The organism is Pseudomonas sp. HUK17 (assembly GCF_001566765.1).
This window is the reverse complement of sequence record NZ_LSMW01000015.1, coordinates 262,344-280,457: the sequence shown is the minus strand read 5'-3', so window position 1 is coordinate 280,457 and position 18,114 is coordinate 262,344. Positions and strand designations below refer to the sequence as shown.

The window sequence follows — 18,114 nt, the reverse complement described above, 5'->3', positions numbered from 1 at the left end:
GCGAAGCCCAACAGGACCAAGCCGAGCTCCTCAATGTTGGGCTTCGACGATGGAGCCGTCTCAACCCAACCTACGAGGCGATCCGCCACTGCGGTCCCGTAGGTTGGGCTGAGCGCAGCGAAGCCCAACAGGACTTAGGCCGAACTTCTCAATGTTGGGCTTCGACGGTGGAGCCGTCTCAACCCAACCTACGACGCGATCCGCCACTGCAGTCCCGTAGGTTGGGCTAAGCGCAGCGAAGCCCAACGGGATCAGTCCTCAATGTTGGGCTTCGACGATGGAGCCGTCTCAAGCCAACCTACGCAATCACCGGATAGCCCTGCTCCACCGCCTCGCGGCGCCAGTCCAGCAGGGGCAGATAGGTCGCCTCGTCTACTGCGGTGAAGCCCTCGATGGCGAGGCGCTCGGCCAGCGCAGGATCGGCGGCCAGGCTGTCACTCAGCGCCCCACGCAAAGCCTCAACCTCTGCATCTGACCGGCTGGCGGCGGTGATGAAGGGCAGCGCCGGACTCGGGCGGGTGCGTTGCAAGAGGCGCAGACCGGCGACCCGCTCGGGTTGGGCGCGCTGCAGATAGCCATAGGTCACGGCATCCACCGCGGCCACATCGGCATGGCCTTGCTGCAACAGCGCCAGGCTATTGGCGTGGCTCTCGCTGACGATCACCTCGCCAAAGAAGCGGCCACGCTCGGCCAGGGGCGCCACGGCGAGGCGCAGGAGATTCATGCCGCTGTTGGAATCCAGGCCATTGAGCGCCACTCGCTTGCCGCGCAGATCGGCCAGGCTGGCCACATCCAGGGCGTCGGGCACCAGGATGAAGGCGCAGTGCTCGGCCTCATTGCAACCCTCGAAGCGATAGCGCGGCGCCGCCACCAGACGCACCTGACCGCGCAGGCGGGTCGCCCAGGGATAGCCGCAGGTCTGGGCCAGCAGCAGCTCCGGATGACTCCAGAGCGCCGGCAGTTCCTCGGGTGCGGATTCGAGGGTCACCCCCAGGCGCAACGCCACGGCCTCGGCGAGCTGGCGATAGGCGTCGCGCACCTCGGCGGGCTCGACGTACATGGTAAGGGCGGCGACGGTCATGGGCGGCTCCTGCACGGAAAACCGCCATTATCCCCTATCGTTGCGCCTAGAGCGCGGCCTTCACCCGCTCGGCATTTTCCGCTGGCAGCCAGGACGTCCAGACCTCGGGGTGCTCCTTGAGGAAACGCTTGGCCACGACCTGGGCATCTTCGCGTTTCTCGGCCATGCCAGCGAGGATGCCGTTGAACTGGTCGAGGGGAAATTCGACCTTCTCGAACAGGGTCACCAGGGCCGGCGCCTTGTCGTGCAGGTCGCGGGAGACGCCGATGGTGATCTTGGCTGGTAGCGAGCGCGACGGCAGCGGATCGGGGTTCTTCGGATCCGACAGGGTATCCCAGGCCTTCTGGCTGAACGGTGGTTCTTCCAGCTGGACCAACTTGTAGCGGCCCATCAGCGGTGTCGGCGACCAATAGTAGAAGAGCACCGGTTCACCGCGGCGCATGGCGGTGGCGATGGCGGCGTCCAGCGCAGGGCCGGTACCGGTGCGGAAGTTGGTGTAGCTGTCGGTGAGCTTGTAGGCCTTGAGCTTCTGGCTGTTGACGATCTCGCAGGTCCAGCCGGTCGGGCAGTTCAGGAAGCGGCCCTTGCCCGGCTCCTCGGGATCGCGGAACAACTCTTTATAACGTGGCAGATCGACCACGCTCTTGAGATCCGGCGCCTTGGCCTGGATGCCGCGCTCAGGATCGCCCTTGACCAGGTATTCCGGCACCCACCAGCCCTCGGTGGCGCCCTTGACCGTCTCGCCGACGGCGAACACCTTGCCGGCCTGTTCCGCAGCGCGCCAGGCCGGACTGCGCCCGGCCCACTGCTCGCCGGTGACCTGGATGTCGTTTTGCGCCAGGGCGTTTTCCAGAGTCACGGTGTTGCCCGGTACGCTGTCGGTCTGGCAACCGTAGCCCTTCTCCACCAGCAGGCGCAGGACCTCGGTGGTGAACATGCCGCTCTCCCAGTTGGGGCCGGCGAATTTCACCGTCTTTGGATAGGGACAGCCGCCATCGGCGGCAAAGGCCAGTGGCGCGATGGCGAAACTGGCGAGGGTCAGGGCGAAACGCAGGCGCATGGGCAATTTCTCCGACAAGGGACGCGGGCCTTTCGACCCAAGGTATGGCCATTCGTCTCCGCGGGCCAGAGCTATTTCACAGCGGACCGCCCTCGGCGGTCTTGCGCAGGCCGGCGATCACCGTTTCGCCGGTTTCCCGGGCCAGCTCGGCGTACCAGGCCTGGGTGGCCAGGGGCTCATGACCGTGGGTGATCTCGCAGCGCTTGCGCGCCCGCGCGACGATCCCGGCGACCCGCTCCAGGCGGGCTGCTTCATAGGCCTGGAGCGCTGCCAGGGGATCCTGTTCGGCGTCCAGGCAGCGCGCCAGCACCCAGGCGTCCTCCATGGCCTGGCAACCGCCCTGCCCCAGATCCGGCGCCATGGCATGGGCGGAATCGCCCAGGAGCGCTACCCGGCCCTGTACCAGGGTCGGCAGCGGCCGGGTGTCATGGATTTCCACCCGCGCCACGCCCTGGGGATCCAGCCGTTCGATCAGCCGTTGCACCGGCGGTGCCCAGCCGGCGAAGTGCTCGGCCAGCTCCGCGCGGTAACGGCTGCGGTCGTTGGGTGTGCCCTTGGGCAGGGGTACATCGAAGAAGAAGTAGAATTCATCGCCGCCCATGGGCATCAGGGAGACTCGCTGATGCGCCCCGACGAATTGCGCCCAGTCGTGGGCCTCGGCCAGATCCGGCGCGATCGCTACCCGACCGTTCCAGTTCACGTAGCCGCAATACTCACGGGTGATGGCCCGGCCCGCCACCCGGTCGCGCAGGCGCGAGTGGGTACCGTCGGCGGCGATCAGCAGATCGGCCCGCTCGCGACGCCCGTCGCCAAGGTGCACGGTCACCCCGTCCGCGTCCTGCTCGAAGCCCTCGCAACCGACACCCAGGGTCACCTGATCGGCGCCCACGGCGTCCAGCAGAAGGCGCTGCAGGTGGGCGCGGGCGATGGGCCGTGCCGGTCGGCCCACGGCTGTGTAGAGCGGCAGCAGGCTGAAGTGGGTGAGCAACTGTCCCTGGTGGTCACGGTAACTCATGGTCTGCATGTCGCCACTGACCGCGGCGATGGCGGGCCCCAGTCCCAGGTGTTCGAGCACCTTGACGCCGTTGGGCCAGATGGAGATGGCCGCGCCGATGGGTGCGAGGTCCTGCGCCCGCTCGAACAGGCGGACCCGGTGTCCGGCCTGCTGCAGTGCCAGGGCGGCGGTGAGACCGCCCATGCCAGCACCGGCGATGATGATGTCGAGAGATGGCATGACGGACCTCGTTGGCCGGTAACAGATGCCTTGAGCAAGCAATTTCCTGACCAGGTGGTCAGGTATTGGAATCAGGCCGCTGGCGAAACGAGCGGGGTCGGAAAACGCACCAGCCTGGTGCTCTGCGACCACTCGTCGCTTCGTTTCTAGGCAGGCTGCCCTTCGTCGGCTCGCATGACGCATTCCAGAGCTCTTCTATACTCCTAAGGTAGTCGCCAGTTGCGTTGTACCCAGCGTTCGCCATCCACAGAGGCCCGCTTGCGGCGACCACAGCGGGTGAGGAGCAGGATCATGATCAATCATGTCTGGGGCCTGCTGGCCCATCCCGATCGCGAGTGGCAACAGATTCGTCGCGAAGGGGAAACGGTCGGGCACTTCTTTGCCCATCATGTCGCCTTGCTGGCGGCCATTCCCGTCGTCGCGTCCCTGGTGGGCACCACCACCTTCGGTTGGCGCTTCGGCGGCGGTGAAGCCCATGTGCTGGATCTACCTACTGCGGTGGTACTGGCGGTCATCAGCTATGCGCTGATCATGGCGGCGGTGGTGGCCATGGGGCATGTGATCCACTGGCTGGCGCGGCGCTATCCAGATCGGCCCAGTGCCAATCGTTGCATTCTGTTCGCCGGCTACGTGGCCACGCCCATGTTGCTGAGTGGCCTGGTGGGTTTCTATCCGCTGGTGTGGCTGTGCGCCATCGCCGGCATCGTCGGCCTGGCCTATTCGGCCTACCTGCTCTATACCGGCATCCCCTCCTTCCTCAATATCGATCAACGGGAAGGCTTCATCATGTCCGGCTCCACCCTGGCCATCGGGGTGCTGGTGCTGGAGGTGCTGATGGCCACCACGGTGCTGATGTGGGGTTACGGCCCGGAGCTGTTCGGCTGATCGAACGTCGCTCTGCCGTTGGCAAAAAGCCCGGATCGGTCACCGATCCGGGCTTTTTGTTGGCAAGCGGCTAACGGCGGGAAAAGCCGTAGAGATCCATGGCCAGGATGCCATGGGCGATGCCGTCATGATGGACGCTGAGGGTGCCTTCGGGGTCCGCCGCGCCCAGGGCGACGAACAAGGGCAGCAGGTGCTCGTCGGTAGGATGCGCCTGGCGGGCCTGGGGCGCCTGGCGTCGGTAGTCGAGCAAGGCGTCCAGATCTCGCTCGCGCAAGCGATGTTGGATCCACTGCTGGAAGTCCCGCACATAGCCCGGGGACTCAGCGCCCCCACGACGGAAGTGACCGAGGTTGTGGGTCAGGCTGCCTGAACCGATCAGCAGGGTATCCGCTGGTAGCACCCTGGCCAGCGCCTGGCCCAGGGCATAGTGGTAGTCCGGCCCGCGGGTGGCGCTCATCGACAGCGGCACCACGGGGATTTGCGCGTCGGGATAGAGATAGCGCAAAGGTACCCAGGCGCCGTGATCCAGTCCCTGCGCTTCCGTCTCGGCCTCCCAGCCCTGGTCACGCAAGCCTTGAGCCAGTTGCTCGGCCAGCGCCGGGGCACCCGGCGCGGGATAATCCAGGCGGTAGAGGGCTTCGGGAAAGCCATGGAAGTCATGGATGGTGGCCGGCCGCTTGGCGCTGCCGAATACCGGTATCCGGGTATCGAAGTGCGCCGAGACCACCAAGATGGTGGCCGGGGTCGGCAGTAACCGCCCCAGGGCGCGCCAGGCCGCCCCTGCCGCGCCGGCGTCAAGCGCCTCCATGGGCGACCCGTGGGAAACGAACAGGGTGGGAAGCGACATGGTGGCGACCTCTCGAGTGGATGGATTCAGGCGCGCTTGCGGGCATCCCAGGAAAGCTGACCCGCGCCCAGCAGCGCCAGGGCGGCAGCGGTCACGGCGAGAAAGACCGGATATTCCCAGCCGCCGTCGGGATTGGAAAAGGACCAGCCGTTGCCGAAATGGACTGTCGCCGCGGCGAACAGTTGGACGGCGGCCACTGCCGCGACTGGACGCACCCAGACGCCCAGGATCAGGAGCACGCCCGCGCCCAACTCGAAGAAGGTGACCGGATAGGCCAGCCAGCCGGGAAAGCCCACCGAAGCGAAGAAACCCGCGGTGCCTGGCAAGGTGAACACCAGCAGCTTGGTCAGGCCATGGGCCAGGAACATGGTGCCCAGGGCCAGGCGCAGCAATAGGGCGGCATAGGACGAAGTACGATCGGTCATGCTGATTCTCGAGCAGGGGAAAGATGACCCATTGTCCTGTTTCCAACGCGCGAATAAAGGTGCACTCTGGGAATGAACTGTGCACGCTATGGAAACAATCCTTGGATACCCTGAGAGCCCTGCAGGCCTTCATCAAGATCGTCGAACTGGGTAGCCTGACCGCGGCGGCTGAACGGCTGGAGCTCTCGCGCTCGGCGCTCACCAAGCATCTGGCCGCCCTGGAGCGACACTACGGCACCCGGCTGCTGCAACGTACCACCCGCACCCTGAGCCTGACCGAGGCCGGACGCACCCTCCATGAAGGGCTGGTGCCCCTGCTGGGCGATCTGGAGGCCCTCGAACAGCGCCTGCAGGAAGGCCACGAGCGCCCGCAGGGACGCCTCAGGGTCAGTGCACCCCTGACCTTTGGCGTGCGCCACCTGGCACCGCTGGTGAGCAGTTTCCTGCACGAATACCCCGAGGTCGCCATCGATCTGGAGTTGAGCGATCGTCAGGTGCGCCTGGTCGAAGAAGGCTTCGATCTGGCCGTGCGCATCGGCGATCTCAGCGATTCCAGCCTGGTGGCTCAACCCCTGGGGGCGGTGGAATTGTTCATCTGCGCCGCGCCCGCCTATCTGCAGCGCCACGGTCGTCCCGAGCACCCGGCCGAACTACGCGAGCACCGCTGCCTGCTCTACAGCTACGCCAGCGATGGCGATCTCTGGGAATTCCAGCGTGACGGTGAGCGCCTGCAGGTCAAGGTCAGTGGGCCCTTGCGCGCCAACAATGGCAGTGTCCTGCACCAGGCGGCGCTGGACGGCCATGGGATCATTCGCCAACCGGACTTCCTGGTGGGCGATGACCTGGCGACGGGTCGCCTGCAACGACTGTTCGCCCCTTGGTACACCCAAGCCATCGCCATCCATGCGCTCTATCCCCATCGGCGCCTGGTGCCGGCCAAGGTGCGGCTGTTCATCGCCTGGCTGCAGCGACATCTGGTCACAGCCGAGCACCTGAAAAGACTGCCGTAGGTCGCCGCCGAACGGTCATTGCCGGGGGCTTCGCAGCCTGACGGGGCTTGCCTAGAATCCCTGCCTGTCCCGCCGGCACTGCCGGTTTCTGCGATGGCTGTCGTTCATGTCGACCGAGAATCCTTGCCTCAGCTGTGGCGCCTGCTGCGCCCACTTTCGCGTGTCTTTCTATTGGGGCGAATGCCAGTCGGCAGGCGGCCCGGTGCCCGATTACCTTACCGTCGCGGTCAGCCCCCATCTGGCGGCCATGCAGGGCACCGAGCAGAAGCCGGTACGCTGCGTGGCCCTGCTGGGCGAAGTGGGCTGCGGCACGCGCTGCACCGTCTACGAGAACCGTTCCAGCACCTGCCGCGAGTTCACCGCCGCCTGGGAGAACGGCGAAGCCAATCCCCACTGCGATGCCGCTCGCGCGGCCTATGGCCTGCCGCCGCTGACGCCGCCGTTGCAACCCCATATCTCGCCCGACCGCGTAGCTTAGGCGCTGTACGAAAACTGCCTGCGCTCAGTGATGCTTCGTTGAAAGAACCTTTCGGAATGCTCATTTACCATTTGTAAACTCCGCTTCCTCAAGGTTTTTCGCCTCGCCTCACCATCGCTCGGCGACTTTTCGTTCAGCGCCTAGAGGAAACCAAACGGCCATCGCCGCTGCCCAAAAAGGCGACGGCTGGGCTGTGAAGCGTGGAAAATGCAGTGCGGATCAGGTTTTCACGTCCCTGCTAGATCGAATACCCTATCGTTCTTTCGCCCGCTATGCGTATCCTGTAGCGCCGAACAACAAGGCTGCTTCAACCGGCCACGTAGAGGCTTACAAAGGCTCTACGCAAGGCAAAGCTGCCGCTATACTGCCTGGCCAATACTCACACATGGAGTTTTTACATGAATAAAGCTGAGCTGATCGACGCCATTGCCGCGTCTGCCGACCTGCCCAAGGCCACCGCTGCCAAAGCCCTGGACGCCTTCACCACTGCGGTGACCGACGCCCTGAAGCAAGGCGACAGCGTCAGCCTGGTCGGTTTCGGAACTTTCGCAGTAAAAGAGCGCGCTGCTCGCGAAGGCCGCAACCCGCAGACCGGTGCCACCATCAAGATCGCCGCTGCCAAGCTGCCCGGCTTCAAGCCCGGCAAAGGCCTGAAAGACGCCGTCAGCTAAGACTGCGTTGGTCGATTCTTGTCTTCCGGGCGCTGCAGAGCGCTTCGGAAGACAGTCCTCCGCCCCACCCGCTCGTTCCCCCTCCCTGCTTTTCGCCTCCGCGCCCTAGTGAAAATCCCGACTCGACACCAAGAGTTCGTCGAGCAGCGGACTCAGATCGGTCAAGCGACCGGCGATCAGGTGCTGCACCCCCGCCTCCCGTTCCAGATGCCCCTCGACCTGTAGCAGCCGTGCCTGCAACAGCGGTCGTCGCTGCTGTTCGCCCACCGCGCGCCAAACCACCACATTGAGCATGCCGTGCTCGTCTTCCAGGGTGACGAAGATCACCCCGCTGGCCGTGCCTGGACGCTGTCGTCCGCGCACCAGTCCGGCCACTCGCACCAGGGCGCCGGGCCTGATCTCGTCCAACTGACGGAAGTCCCGGCAGCGCCGCGCCTGGAGTTCGCCACGCAGCAGGCTCAGCGGATGCGGCCCCAGGGTGGTGCCCAGCATGCGGTAGTCGGCATGGACCTCTTCGGCAACGCTGGGCGCGGGCAAGGCCAGGCGCTCCTCTTGAACGCTATCCGCCGCCGCGAACAGCGGCAGCTGGCGCTCCACCCCGGCCATGGCCCAGCGCGCCTGATGGCGATCCCCGGCGAGCTCGGCCAGGGCGCCGGCCTCGGCCAGTTGCCCGCGGGCCCGGGCATCCAGTTCGGCCCGGCGGCAGAGGTCCTCGATGTCGCGAAAGGGCTGCGTACCCCGCGCCACCACCAGGCGGCGGCCGACCGCTTCCGCCAACCCCTGCACCAGGCGCAGGCCCAGGCGGATCGCCGGCTGATGGCCAGCGCTCGCCTCCAGCCGGCAGTCCCAGTCGCTGGCCTGCACGGTCACGGCGCGCACCTCGACGCCATGGCGTCGAGCGTCCTGCAGCACCTGGTCGGGACTGTAGAAGCCCATGGGCCAGCTGTTGACCAGGGCACAGGCGAAGGCGGCCGGTTCATGGCATTTGAGCCAGGAGCTGGCATAGGTCAGCAGGGCGAAGCTGGCGGCATGGGATTCGGGAAAGCCGTAGCTGCCGAAGCCCTTGATCTGCTCGAAGAGGCGCGCGGCGAATTCCGGGCGATAGCCGCGCTCGACCATGCGACTGTGCAACCGCTGACGATGAGGTTCGAGGCCGCCATGACGCTTCCAGGCGGCCATGGAGCGGCGCAGCTGATCGGCTTCGCCCGGGGTGTACTGGGCAGCGGTCATGGCGATCTGCATCACCTGCTCCTGGAACAGCGGCACTCCTAGGGTGCGCTCCAGGGCTGGCCGCAATTCGTCATGGGGATAGTCCGCCACTTCCTCGCCACTCCGGCGGCGCAGATAGGGATGCACCATGTCGCCCTGGATCGGCCCGGGCCGGACGATGGCCACCTCGATCACCAGGTCGTAGAGGGTTTGCGGCCGGAGGCGCGGCAGCATGGCCATCTGGGCGCGGGATTCGATCTGGAACACCCCCACCGTGTCGGCGCGGGAGATCATGGCGTAGGTGGGCGCATCCTCCTGGGGCAGGCTGGCCAGGGTCCAGCGCTGGCCACGCCAGTCAGCGACCAGGTCGAAGCAGCGGCGCAGGGCGCTGAGCATGCCCAGGGCGAGGATGTCGACCTTGAGCAGGCCCACGGCATCGAGGTCGTCCTTGTCCCACTGGATCAGGGTGCGCTCGGGCATGGCGGCATTCTCCACCGGCACCAGCGTAGCCAGGGGCGCCTCGGAGATGACGAAGCCGCCGGGATGCTGGGAGAGATGCCGGGGAAAACCGATCAGTTGACCGGCGAGGATGAGCACCCGCTGCAGCAGCGGGCTGTCGGGATCGAAACCGGCTTCGCGCAGACGTGCGGGGCCGGGGATCTCGTCGGTCCAGCGCCCGGCGCACCCGGACAGGGCGTCGAGCTGATCGCCCGGCAGGCCCAGGGCCTTGCCGACATCGCGCAGGGCGCCGGCGGCATGGTAGGTGCTGACCACCGCGGTGAGCGCGGCCCGTTCGCGGCCATAGCGGCGGAAGACGTACTGGATCACCTCTTCGCGACGCTCGTGCTCGAAGTCGACATCGATGTCGGGCGGTTCGTCGCGCTCGCGGGAGATGAAGCGCTCGAACAGCAGGTTGCCGGTGAGCGGATTCAGCTCGGTGATGCCCAGCACGTAGCAGACCACCGAGTTGGCTGCCGAACCGCGGCCCTGGCAGAGGATGTGCTGGCGGCGGGCATGGTCGACGATGTCGTGCACGGTGAGAAAGTAGTTCTCGTAGCCCTTCTCGGCGATCAGCGCCAGCTCCCTGGCTACCTGGTCGGTGACCTTTTGCGGCGGTCCCTCCGGCCAGCGCCAGGCCAGGCCGCGGCGGGTCAACTCGGCCAACCAGGAGCCGGCGGTCTGGCCGGCGGGTATCACCTCCTGGGGATAGCGATAACGCAACTCGCCCAGATCGAAGCGACAGCGGGCGGCGATCTTCAGGGTTGCGGCGCGCAAGGCATCGGGATAAAGCCCTTCGAGCACCGTCAGCGGGCGCAGATGCCGCTCCCCGTTGGGATGCAGGCGATAGCCGGCCTCGGCCACTGGCAGGTGGTGGCGGATGCTGGTGAGCACATCCTGCAGGGCACGACGACCGCGGGTATGCATGTGCACGTCGCCGCAGGCCACCGGCGGCAGCCCCAGTTGCTCCCCCAGTGCCTGCAACTGCATGAGCTGGGCGGCGTCATCGGCGCCGCGCAGCAATTCCACGCCTAGCCAGAGGCGTTCGGCGAAGACCTGCTTGAGCCAGGCGCCCTCCTCGGCCAGGGGTTCGCCGCCCGGCAACCAGATGGCCAGCAGCCCGGGCAAGGGGTGCTGCAAATCCGCGCGACCCAACTGGTAGCGGCCCTTGGGCGCACGGCGGCGCGCCCGGGTGATCAGGGCGCAAAGAGACTCGTAGCCCGGCAGATCCTCCACCAGCAGCACCAGGCGCAGGCCGTCGTCCAAGGTCAGCTCGCTGCCAACGATGAGCGGCAGTCCGACCTGCCGCGCCGCCTGCCAGGCGCGGACGATGCCGCTCAGGGTGCCTTCGTCGGTGATGGCCAGGGCGGCGTAGCCCAGCGCCTTGGCTCGCTCGAACAATTCCAGGGCGCTGGAGGCACCGCGCTGGAAACTGAAATTCGACAGACAGTGCAACTCGACATAGCCGCTCATGCGAACCAGCCCTGGATCCACCAGGGCGCCTCCTCGCCATAGCGGCGGAAGGCCCAGGCTTGGCGTCCGTCGGCCACCTCGATGCGGTAGTAGTCGCGGCGTTGGTCGCCGCCGTCCCACCAGCCGCTTTCGATGCGTTCAGGACCGGCCAGGATCCGGCGTGGCTGACCGTCGAGGGGGCGCGGTTCGCGCAGCAGCCAGCCCGGACGCAGGCCGGGCAGCACAGTCTCCAGGCGTCGCTCGTGGCGCCAGACCAGGGCGCGCTCAGGCCGATGATCCGCCTGAATGCCGAGGCCGAGCACGGCCTCCTCGCCCAGCCGGGCACGCAGACGCTCGCGCAGCACCTCCCAGCCCACGGCCTGGGCCGGGCGTTCGTCGAACAGGCCATGGCGTTCCGGCACGAAGAGCGGCAATTCCTCGCTTTCCAGGCGCAGCGCCAGAACCGGCGCCACCACCTGCAACTGTTCGAGGCGGCCACGGGCGAATTCGAACAGCAGGGCGGCATCGCGCTCGGGGGCCAGCAGGCCGATGGTGAGGGTGGTGGCCGGCCCCTGGCGATGTTCCAGCCAGAGCAGGAAGCGCTGCACGCCACGGTCACGACTGGCCAGCCAGGCGGCCAGGTCGGCGGTGAGGCGGCGCAGTGGAAACAGCAGGGCCTGGTGGGAGTCCACCTCGAAATTGAGTTCCACCCGCGCCACGAAGCGATCGGGCGGCCGATAGAACTCCAGCGCCAGACTGCGACTGCCGCCCAGCAGATCCAGCTGCTGCAGAAGCTCCGGCGCGAAACGCCGGGCCAGGGCGGCCCTGGGCAGGGCCTTGAGCTGCTCCAACCGGCGGATACCCATGCGCGTCAGCGCCTGGGCTTGCTGGGGGGCGAAACCGGCGCGCTCCACGGGCAGCCGATCGAGCAGGCGCGGCAGGTCATCCGGAGAGGCGATGAGACCATCGGCGACATTGGTCAGCATGCGCGCCGCCACCGGATTGGGTGCCAGGGCCAGCCGATGACGAAAGCCCAGGCCCTGGAGCTCCTGACGCAGGCGCCGCTCCAGCCGCGGCCAGGGACCCAGCAGCGGCAGGCTGGACTGGATCTCCAGCAGCAGCGCCCGCGGATAGTGGCGACTGACCTGGGAGCTGAAGCCATAGCCCCAGGCCGCCAACAGCGCCTCGGCCGTCTCGATGAGCGCCGGATCATGTTCCTGCTGCTCGAAGTCACGGGTCAGCGCCTGGGCGGCGGCCAGGGTCAGGCCAGGGCGCAGTCCCAGGGCTCGCGCGGCCGGATTGACCGCCCGCAGCAGGCGACGCTGGGGCGGACCGGAAAGCAGCACCAGCGGCTGCTCCGGCTGCGGATGGCGGCGCAGCACGGCATCCAGCGCCAGCTGCGGAAAGAGGATGCAGGCCCAGCGCATGGCCAGCTCAAGCGCCGCCGGCCAGATCGAGCACGCCGGGCTGACCGCCCCGGCATTTGCGGATATGTAGCCGTTCCAGCGGCGCCCTGAGTTCCAGGCGCAAGGCCGCCGGCGAGGGATTGTCCAAGGCGGCGGCCGGGCGCAGGGCGAAGGCCAGGGTGCGACCGCTCTCGGCGGCGACCTGCAGCCGGCGCAGCTGGCGATCATCGGCGCGCTCGGGCCAGCAGAGCACCGCGCCGAAGCATCCCGAACGCAGGCACTGCTCGGCGGCCCAGAGCACCTCGGCGCCCTGGGCGCGGATCACCACCAGGGAATCCAGCACTACGCCGGCCGCCTGCCAGGCCAGGGGATAGGGCAACAGCGGCGGGCCGATCAGGGCGATGCGTTCGGCGGCTTGGCTCAGGCGCGCCAGGGTTGGCCAGAGCAGCCGCAACTCGCCATGGCCGGGGCCGGCGAGCAGCAATTCGGTCAGCGCCGCCTCGGGCCAGCCGGCGCCGGGCAGATGGGCATCCAGGGCGGCGACCCCGGTGGGCTGGTCGCTGCGCCGGGCGTCGGGACTGGTCTGCCCCTTCCAGAGACGCCGCTCCTCGAACAGCCGGGCCAGGCTGGCGCCGCCGCTCATGCCGCCAGACCTGCAGGGGTGTTATCCATGGCCATCGCCTCAATCTGTATATGCATACAGTATTAGAGGCGATCCGCATCGGGGTCAAGTCGAACCGGTGTCCGCGTCGATGAGGGGATCGGTCAGATCCAGATCACCACGCCGATCAAGGCAGCCAGCAACAGCCACTGTTCGAGGTAGTAGCGGAAGCGGTTGCGCTTCTTCAGCGCCTTGCCGCGTTGACGGATGCGATAGAGATGCCGGAAGGCACGGTTGAGGCCACCGGTGCGGTCGCTGGCGTCATTGGGCGAGGCCGCCGAGGCCAGCAGGGTACCGCTTATCCAGCGGTTGAAGGCACCGGCCCAGCGATAGCGCAGCGGTCGCTCGATGTCGCAGAACAGGATGATGCGATCCTGCTCGGTGGTGTTCTCGGCGTAGTGGATGAAGGTTTCATCGAACACCACTGCCTGGCCATCGCGCCAGTGATAGCGCTGGCCGTCCACCTCGATGAAGCAGCGTGGGTCGTTGGGCGTGGCCAGGCCCAGGTGATAGCGCAGGGAGCCGCCATAGGGATCGCGATGGCGCACCAACCGCGACCCGGGCGGCAACTCGGCGAACATGGCCGCCTTGACCGTGCCGATGCCCCGCAGCAATCCGGTGGTCTGCGGGCACAGCTGCATGGCGGAAGGATGGCTGTCGCCGTACCACTTCAGATAGAAGCGCTTCCAGCCGCTCTTGAAGAAGGAGTTGAAGCCGGCATCGTTGTGCTCGGCGGCTTTCTTGATCTGGCCGGCACGCAGCAGGGCCAGGGCTTCGTCACGAATGAGCTGCCAGTTGTCCTGCAGCACCTGGAGCTCGGGAAAGCGTTCCACCGGGTGATAGGGCTGGTTGGGTACCCGCGACGTCAGGAACATGAAGGTGTTCAGCGGTGCCAACACCGTCGAATGATCACCTAGCTGACGCAGGAAGCGATGACGCACCCGACCGCGAAAATGCACGTACAACACACAGAGAAAGAAACCGCCGATCACGAACCACTTCACGCGTCACTGTCCTGAAAAGAATGTTTCAAGATGTTATACGCTCCACCGGCATCAGACCTAACTCTAAGGTCTGACGATTAGCCGCAGGCTTGCACGGAGACGTGCACCGCCGCTGGGAGCCATGACGGGCATCTTGTATCCTGCAGGTGACACTTCGAGCGCCCGGAGGGCCTCATCATGCGTTCGCTACTCTATGGCCTGCTGCTCGCCAGTGGCGTCGTGGCCGCTCAGGATGTCTACAAATGCGTGGACGACCAGGGCCAGACGACCTATACCCAGGGCGCTTGTCCGACGAATAGTCAGATCACTACCATTCCGCTGCAGCGTTTGCCCGACAGCAACGGCTTCACTCCCCCGCCAAAACCCGCCACGCCACCGCCAGCCACTGCGCCGCGCGAGATCACCGTAGTCCCCGCGCCGGCCAGCAGCCGTCAGCGCCCGGTCGATGACGTCACCGTGGTCGGCAGCTCTTCCTCCTCTTCCAGCTTTCGCCAGGAAACCCAGGTGCGCAGCGGCGGCATCCTCTATCAGCCGGTGCCGATCTACATCGACCGCCGGCCGCGTGACGAGACCTGGCACATGGTGCCCCACCCCCAGGCGCAGCCGCCGGCTCCGCCTACTCAGCAGATTTACGGTATCCCTTTCAAACGCTGAAAGGCGGTAACCACTGCCTAAAGACGATGCAGGAAGTTGACGACGAACTTGCGTCCCTCGGTGCGGTTCTCGGCGTCCTGCTCGAAGTAGCTGTTGACGGTGACCAGGTTCTGTCTGGAAAAGGCGTAGGTGAAACCCGGACCCCAGGCCCAGACCTTTTCCCGGCGTCCGCTGACGTCATGGCCATCCACCTGGGTATCGGTGATCTGCCGGAGCCAATAGCCGCTCAGGCCGATGCTGAGTCGGTCGTTCAGCGCGTACTGGGTGGCGAAGTTGGCATGCAGTGCCTGGCCGGCCTGGGTGTCCGAGACAGCGCCGAAGCTACGCAGCGGCTGGTCGTTCTTGCCATTCCACAGGTACCAGAAGCGCCCGGTCACCGACCATTGGGGCGTCAGCCAGTAGGTGGTGGCGTAATAGGGATTGAAGGACCAGAAGTTGCTGCCCGGATTGATCGCTCGGTCGCGGTCGTAGCGGCCGGTGGGGGCGACGATCTCGGCCTCGATGCGCTGCGCCCAGCGCGGTCCGCCGTCGGGGCGGGTGGTGGTGGGTAACTGCAGGAAGGCGCCCAGGGTCAGGTCCCCTACCCCTTCGCGGGCGCTCAGCGCCTGGCCGCCGAGGCCATCGTCGACATCGGCATGGGCCAGCAAGGGCAGGATGGCGGTGAAGCCGGGCATGGCACCGTTGGCCAGCGGCTGCCCCAGGTAGATCAGCTGGGTGACCGGGGCGAAGGTGGTCAGGTCCTGCTTGGGCAGGGGCAGCTTGCGGCCATTCTGATCGTTGAAGCGACTGGTCTTGCCATAGATCAGGTATTCCGCCAGGTACCAGCCAGGGCCGTCCGGTGCCGGGGCACCATCATAGAAGCTGGTGGAACCGAGGTTGAGACCGGGCAGGTCGTAGGCCTGAGCCAGCGTGGAGGCGAGACTGGCCGCGGCCAGCAGACCGAATCGGGAAAGTGTGCGCATGACGTCGTCCTGGGATTGTTCTTGTTGTGGGAACACGCGATCACCGCACCTGGGCAGGCGCGGCGATCCGGGTCAGACGTAACTGGCGGCCAGGCCGCCATCCACTGGCAGATTGGCGCCGTTGATCCAGCGCGAGGCATCGCTGCAGAGGAAGGCGATGACCGCGGCCACCTCGTCGGCCAGCGCCGGACGCAGGATGCGCTGGCTGTCGCGGGCGACCCGCTCTTCACCCAGCATGCTGACGAAGTCACCGAGGATGGGCGTGAACACCGGGCCCGGCGCCACGCAATTCAGCCGCACGCCGAATTCGCGGAACCAGGTCTGGGACTGCACGAAGCTCCAGACGATGAGCGCCTCCTTGAAGTACTGGTAGCAGGTGGCCTGCTCCACCGGATGGGCCTCCAGCCAGGCCTGGGCCTGGGCGAAGTCGGCGATTTGCGCCAGTTCGCGGTGCCGCTCCAGGCGCTGCGGCCATTCGGCGCCGAGGATGGAGGTGACGTTGACGATGGCCCCGCCCTGCCCCAACCGCGCGACCAGTTGCTGGCTGAGCAACCGCAGGCCGAGGTAATTGACCCGGGCCACTGCCTCCCGGGGTGCCGTGCCCGGTACCCCGGCGATGTTGCACAGGCCGTGCAGGTGCGCCGGCAGGCGACCGACCAGGGCGGCGATGCTGTCGGGATCGCCCAGGTCGGCCTGGTGGAAGTCGTCCAGGCTGAACTGGGGCTGATTGCGGTCGACGCCGATCACAGTGGCGCCTTGGAAGCGTGCCAGGCGCGCCAACTCGGCGCCAATGCCGGAGGCCACGCCGGTGATCACTAGAGTCTTGCCATTCAGGGTCATGGGATTTTCCTCTTGTTGTTATTGGGGGTGAAACAAGGGTTTGGAGCCTGCTCAAAGGCTTGCGAGCTAGAGCCAAACAAGGCGAACACGGCTGAGGAAGCGGATCGGACCCGCGCTCGGGTTTACGAGTGGTAAATGAGCATTCCGATCGGGCTGGCGACCCAGGTCGTGTTCAACGCGGTTTGGCCGACGCGCAGCAGCCTTTGAGCAGGCTCTCAGAAGGGATAGCGTGGCGGCTCGTTATGCTCGGTCACCCATTGCCACTGGCTGTAGTCGTCCCAGTTGCACAGGCCACCGACGCTGCCGCCATTGCCGGACTGGCCACGGCCGCCGAAGGGATTGACCACCTCGTCGTTCACCGTCTGGTCGTTGAGGTGCAGCATTCCGCACTCCAGCCGTTCGCCCAGGGCCCGGGCCCGCGCCAGGGAGCCGGACAGCACACCGGCCGCCAGGCCATAGGGGGTGCGGTTGGCCAGGTCGATGGCCTCGGCTTCGTCGGCGAAGGTCACCACGCTGGCCACCGGGCCGAAGACTTCCTCATCGAAGGCCCGCATGCCGGGGCGGACGTCGGCGAGCACCGTGGGGGCATAGAAGAGGCCTTCGTGATGACCGCCCTGCAGCAGCCGGGCACCGGCGGCGAGGCTATCGGCGACGATGCCCTGCACCCGTCGCAACTGCCGGTCGTTGATCAGCGGGCCAAGTTGGGTGCTGGGCTCCAGAGGATCACCCAGGCGCAGGGCGGCGGCGCGGGCGACCAGGCGTTCGCTGAAGGCGGCGGCGATGCGCTGGTACACCAGGATCAGGCCGGTGGCCATGCAGATCTGGCCCTGGTGCAGGAAGCTGCCCCAGGCGGCGCAGCTGGCGGCGCGGTCGAGATCGGCGTCATCGAGCACGATCAGCGGATTCTTGCCGCCCAGCTCCAGCGCCACCTTCTTCAGATGGCGTCCGGCGCTTTCCGCCACCTGGCGCCCGGCCTGGGTCGAGCCGGTGAAGGCGATCATCCGCACCTGGGGATGGGCGCAGAGCGCTGCCCCGGTCTCGGCGCGACCGGGCAGCACCTGCAGCACGCCTTTGGGCAGGCCGATGGCCTCGAACAGTCGGGCGATCAGCACGCCGCCGCTCACCGGCGTCTGGTGATCCGGCTTGAGTACCACGGCATTGCCGCAGGCCAGCGCCGGGGCCACGGCGCGCAGGGAAAGGATCAGCGGGAAGTTGAAGGGCGAGATCACCCCCACCACGCCATGGGGCAGGCGGCGGGCATAGGACAGGGCACCACGCTCGCTGGGCAGAACCACGCCATGGGGCTGCAGCAACTGGCCGGCGACCTGCTGCAGGATGACTCCGGCTTCGCGCAGCTCCAGCTCGGCCTTGGGCAGGATGCCGCCGGTCTCCCGGGCGATCAGGGGTGCCAGTTCGGCGCGATTCAATTCGAGCTGCGCGGCGGCCGCCAGGAACAGCGCGGCCTTTTGCCGGGCCGTCCAGGCGGCCCAGGCCGGTTGCGCCTGGGCCGCCTTGGCGCAGGCCTGGTCGATGTCGGCGACGCTGGCGAGGCCCGTGCGATGCAGGGGCTGGCCGGTGGCGGGTTCGATGACCTCCAGGGTGCCGCCCTGGGCGGCGATCCAGTCGCCATCGAAAATCCGCTCGCGCCAGGGTGCGCCGTCCAGGAACGGCGTGGATGGTCTGCTCATAGCCTTCTCCTTGTTGTTATCGGGCCGCGGTGGGCACAGACAACGGAGC

Annotated in this window: 17 protein-coding genes; 5 read left to right on the top strand and 12 right to left on the bottom strand. The window is 66.9% G+C overall.

Annotated features, from left to right (window positions below):
* Nucleotides 1–298: 298 nt before the first annotated feature.
* The 3 genes from AX284_RS11615 to hpxO form a co-directional block, all read right to left on the bottom strand.
* Entirely contained in the window at nt 299–1,081 is a 783-nt protein-coding gene (locus AX284_RS11615; RefSeq protein ID WP_064307997.1) for a phosphate/phosphite/phosphonate ABC transporter substrate-binding protein, read from the bottom strand.
* A 46-nt stretch (nt 1,082–1,127) separates the two neighbouring features.
* The gene (locus AX284_RS11610) at nt 1,128–2,141 is read right to left on the bottom strand and encodes an ABC transporter substrate-binding protein (RefSeq protein WP_064307996.1); all 1,014 of its coding nucleotides are present in this window, start codon (nt 2,139–2,141) and stop codon (nt 1,128–1,130) included.
* A gap of 76 nt (nt 2,142–2,217) precedes the next feature.
* Nucleotides 2,218–3,375 (bottom strand): FAD-dependent urate hydroxylase HpxO, encoded by a 1,158-nt coding sequence (hpxO, locus tag AX284_RS11605; RefSeq protein ID WP_064307995.1) that lies wholly within the window; start codon nt 3,373–3,375, stop codon nt 2,218–2,220.
* A 291-nt stretch (nt 3,376–3,666) separates the two neighbouring features.
* Between hpxO and AX284_RS11600 the strand changes: the two genes are divergently transcribed.
* The gene (locus tag AX284_RS11600) at nt 3,667–4,260 is read left to right on the top strand and encodes a Yip1 family protein (RefSeq protein WP_017641849.1); all 594 of its coding nucleotides are present in this window, start codon (nt 3,667–3,669) and stop codon (nt 4,258–4,260) included.
* Between the two features lie 70 nt (nt 4,261–4,330).
* Here the strand turns inward: AX284_RS11600 and AX284_RS11595 are convergent, their stop codons facing one another.
* Nucleotides 4,331–5,107: a dioxygenase family protein gene (locus tag AX284_RS11595; protein ID WP_068385560.1), complete on the bottom strand. Its 777-nt coding sequence runs from the start codon at nt 5,105–5,107 to the stop codon at nt 4,331–4,333.
* A gap of 26 nt (nt 5,108–5,133) precedes the next feature.
* Nucleotides 5,134–5,532 carry a DoxX family protein gene (locus tag AX284_RS11590; protein WP_017641851.1) on the bottom strand — a complete coding sequence of 133 codons (399 nt, stop codon included), beginning with the start codon at nt 5,530–5,532 and terminating at the stop codon, nt 5,134–5,136.
* A gap of 101 nt (nt 5,533–5,633) precedes the next feature.
* On the opposite strand from AX284_RS11590, the gene AX284_RS11585 reads away from it, so the two are divergent.
* From AX284_RS11585 to AX284_RS11575, 3 genes are all read left to right on the top strand, one after another.
* On the top strand, nt 5,634–6,542 hold the full coding sequence (locus AX284_RS11585) for a LysR family transcriptional regulator (protein ID WP_017641852.1): 909 nt from the start codon (nt 5,634–5,636) through the stop codon (nt 6,540–6,542).
* Nucleotides 6,543–6,648: 106 nt separating this feature from the next.
* Complete coding sequence (locus AX284_RS11580) at nt 6,649–7,020, top strand: YkgJ family cysteine cluster protein (RefSeq protein ID WP_017641853.1); 372 nt, start codon at nt 6,649–6,651, stop codon at nt 7,018–7,020.
* A 398-nt stretch (nt 7,021–7,418) separates the two neighbouring features.
* Entirely contained in the window at nt 7,419–7,691 is a 273-nt protein-coding gene (locus AX284_RS11575) for an HU family DNA-binding protein (protein WP_007159052.1), read from the top strand.
* A 105-nt stretch (nt 7,692–7,796) separates the two neighbouring features.
* Here the strand turns inward: AX284_RS11575 and AX284_RS11570 are convergent, their stop codons facing one another.
* From AX284_RS11570 to lpxO, 4 genes are all read right to left on the bottom strand, one after another.
* Nucleotides 7,797–10,871 carry an error-prone DNA polymerase gene (locus tag AX284_RS11570; protein ID WP_068385557.1) on the bottom strand — a complete coding sequence of 1,025 codons (3,075 nt, stop codon included), beginning with the start codon at nt 10,869–10,871 and terminating at the stop codon, nt 7,797–7,799.
* On the bottom strand, nt 10,868–12,277 hold the full coding sequence (locus tag AX284_RS11565; RefSeq protein WP_068385555.1) for a Y-family DNA polymerase: 1,410 nt from the start codon (nt 12,275–12,277) through the stop codon (nt 10,868–10,870). The genes AX284_RS11570 and AX284_RS11565 overlap by 4 nt, the downstream gene beginning before the upstream one ends.
* 7 nt (nt 12,278–12,284) lie before the next feature.
* A complete protein-coding gene (imuA, locus tag AX284_RS11560; protein WP_017641856.1) occupies nt 12,285–12,899 on the bottom strand; it encodes a translesion DNA synthesis-associated protein ImuA in 615 nt (204 codons plus the stop codon).
* Nucleotides 12,900–13,021: 122 nt separating this feature from the next.
* A complete protein-coding gene (gene lpxO, locus AX284_RS11555) occupies nt 13,022–13,921 on the bottom strand; it encodes a lipid A hydroxylase LpxO (RefSeq protein ID WP_017641857.1) in 900 nt (299 codons plus the stop codon).
* A gap of 177 nt (nt 13,922–14,098) precedes the next feature.
* Here lpxO and AX284_RS11550 point away from each other — a divergent pair, with 177 nt between their 5' ends.
* Complete coding sequence (locus AX284_RS11550; RefSeq protein ID WP_017641858.1) at nt 14,099–14,575, top strand: DUF4124 domain-containing protein; 477 nt, start codon at nt 14,099–14,101, stop codon at nt 14,573–14,575.
* A gap of 17 nt (nt 14,576–14,592) precedes the next feature.
* Here the strand turns inward: AX284_RS11550 and AX284_RS11545 are convergent, their stop codons facing one another.
* The 3 genes from AX284_RS11545 to AX284_RS11535 form a co-directional block, all read right to left on the bottom strand.
* Nucleotides 14,593–15,537, bottom strand: coding sequence for a SphA family protein (locus tag AX284_RS11545; protein WP_017641859.1), 945 nt, complete (start codon nt 15,535–15,537; stop codon nt 14,593–14,595).
* Between the two features lie 72 nt (nt 15,538–15,609).
* Nucleotides 15,610–16,377, bottom strand: a complete 768-nt coding sequence (locus AX284_RS11540) for a coniferyl-alcohol dehydrogenase (RefSeq protein WP_017641860.1) — start codon at nt 16,375–16,377, stop codon at nt 15,610–15,612.
* 215 nt (nt 16,378–16,592) lie between these two features.
* On the bottom strand, nt 16,593–18,065 hold the full coding sequence (locus tag AX284_RS11535; RefSeq protein ID WP_068385553.1) for a benzaldehyde dehydrogenase: 1,473 nt from the start codon (nt 18,063–18,065) through the stop codon (nt 16,593–16,595).
* Nucleotides 18,066–18,114: the final 49 nt, after the last annotated feature.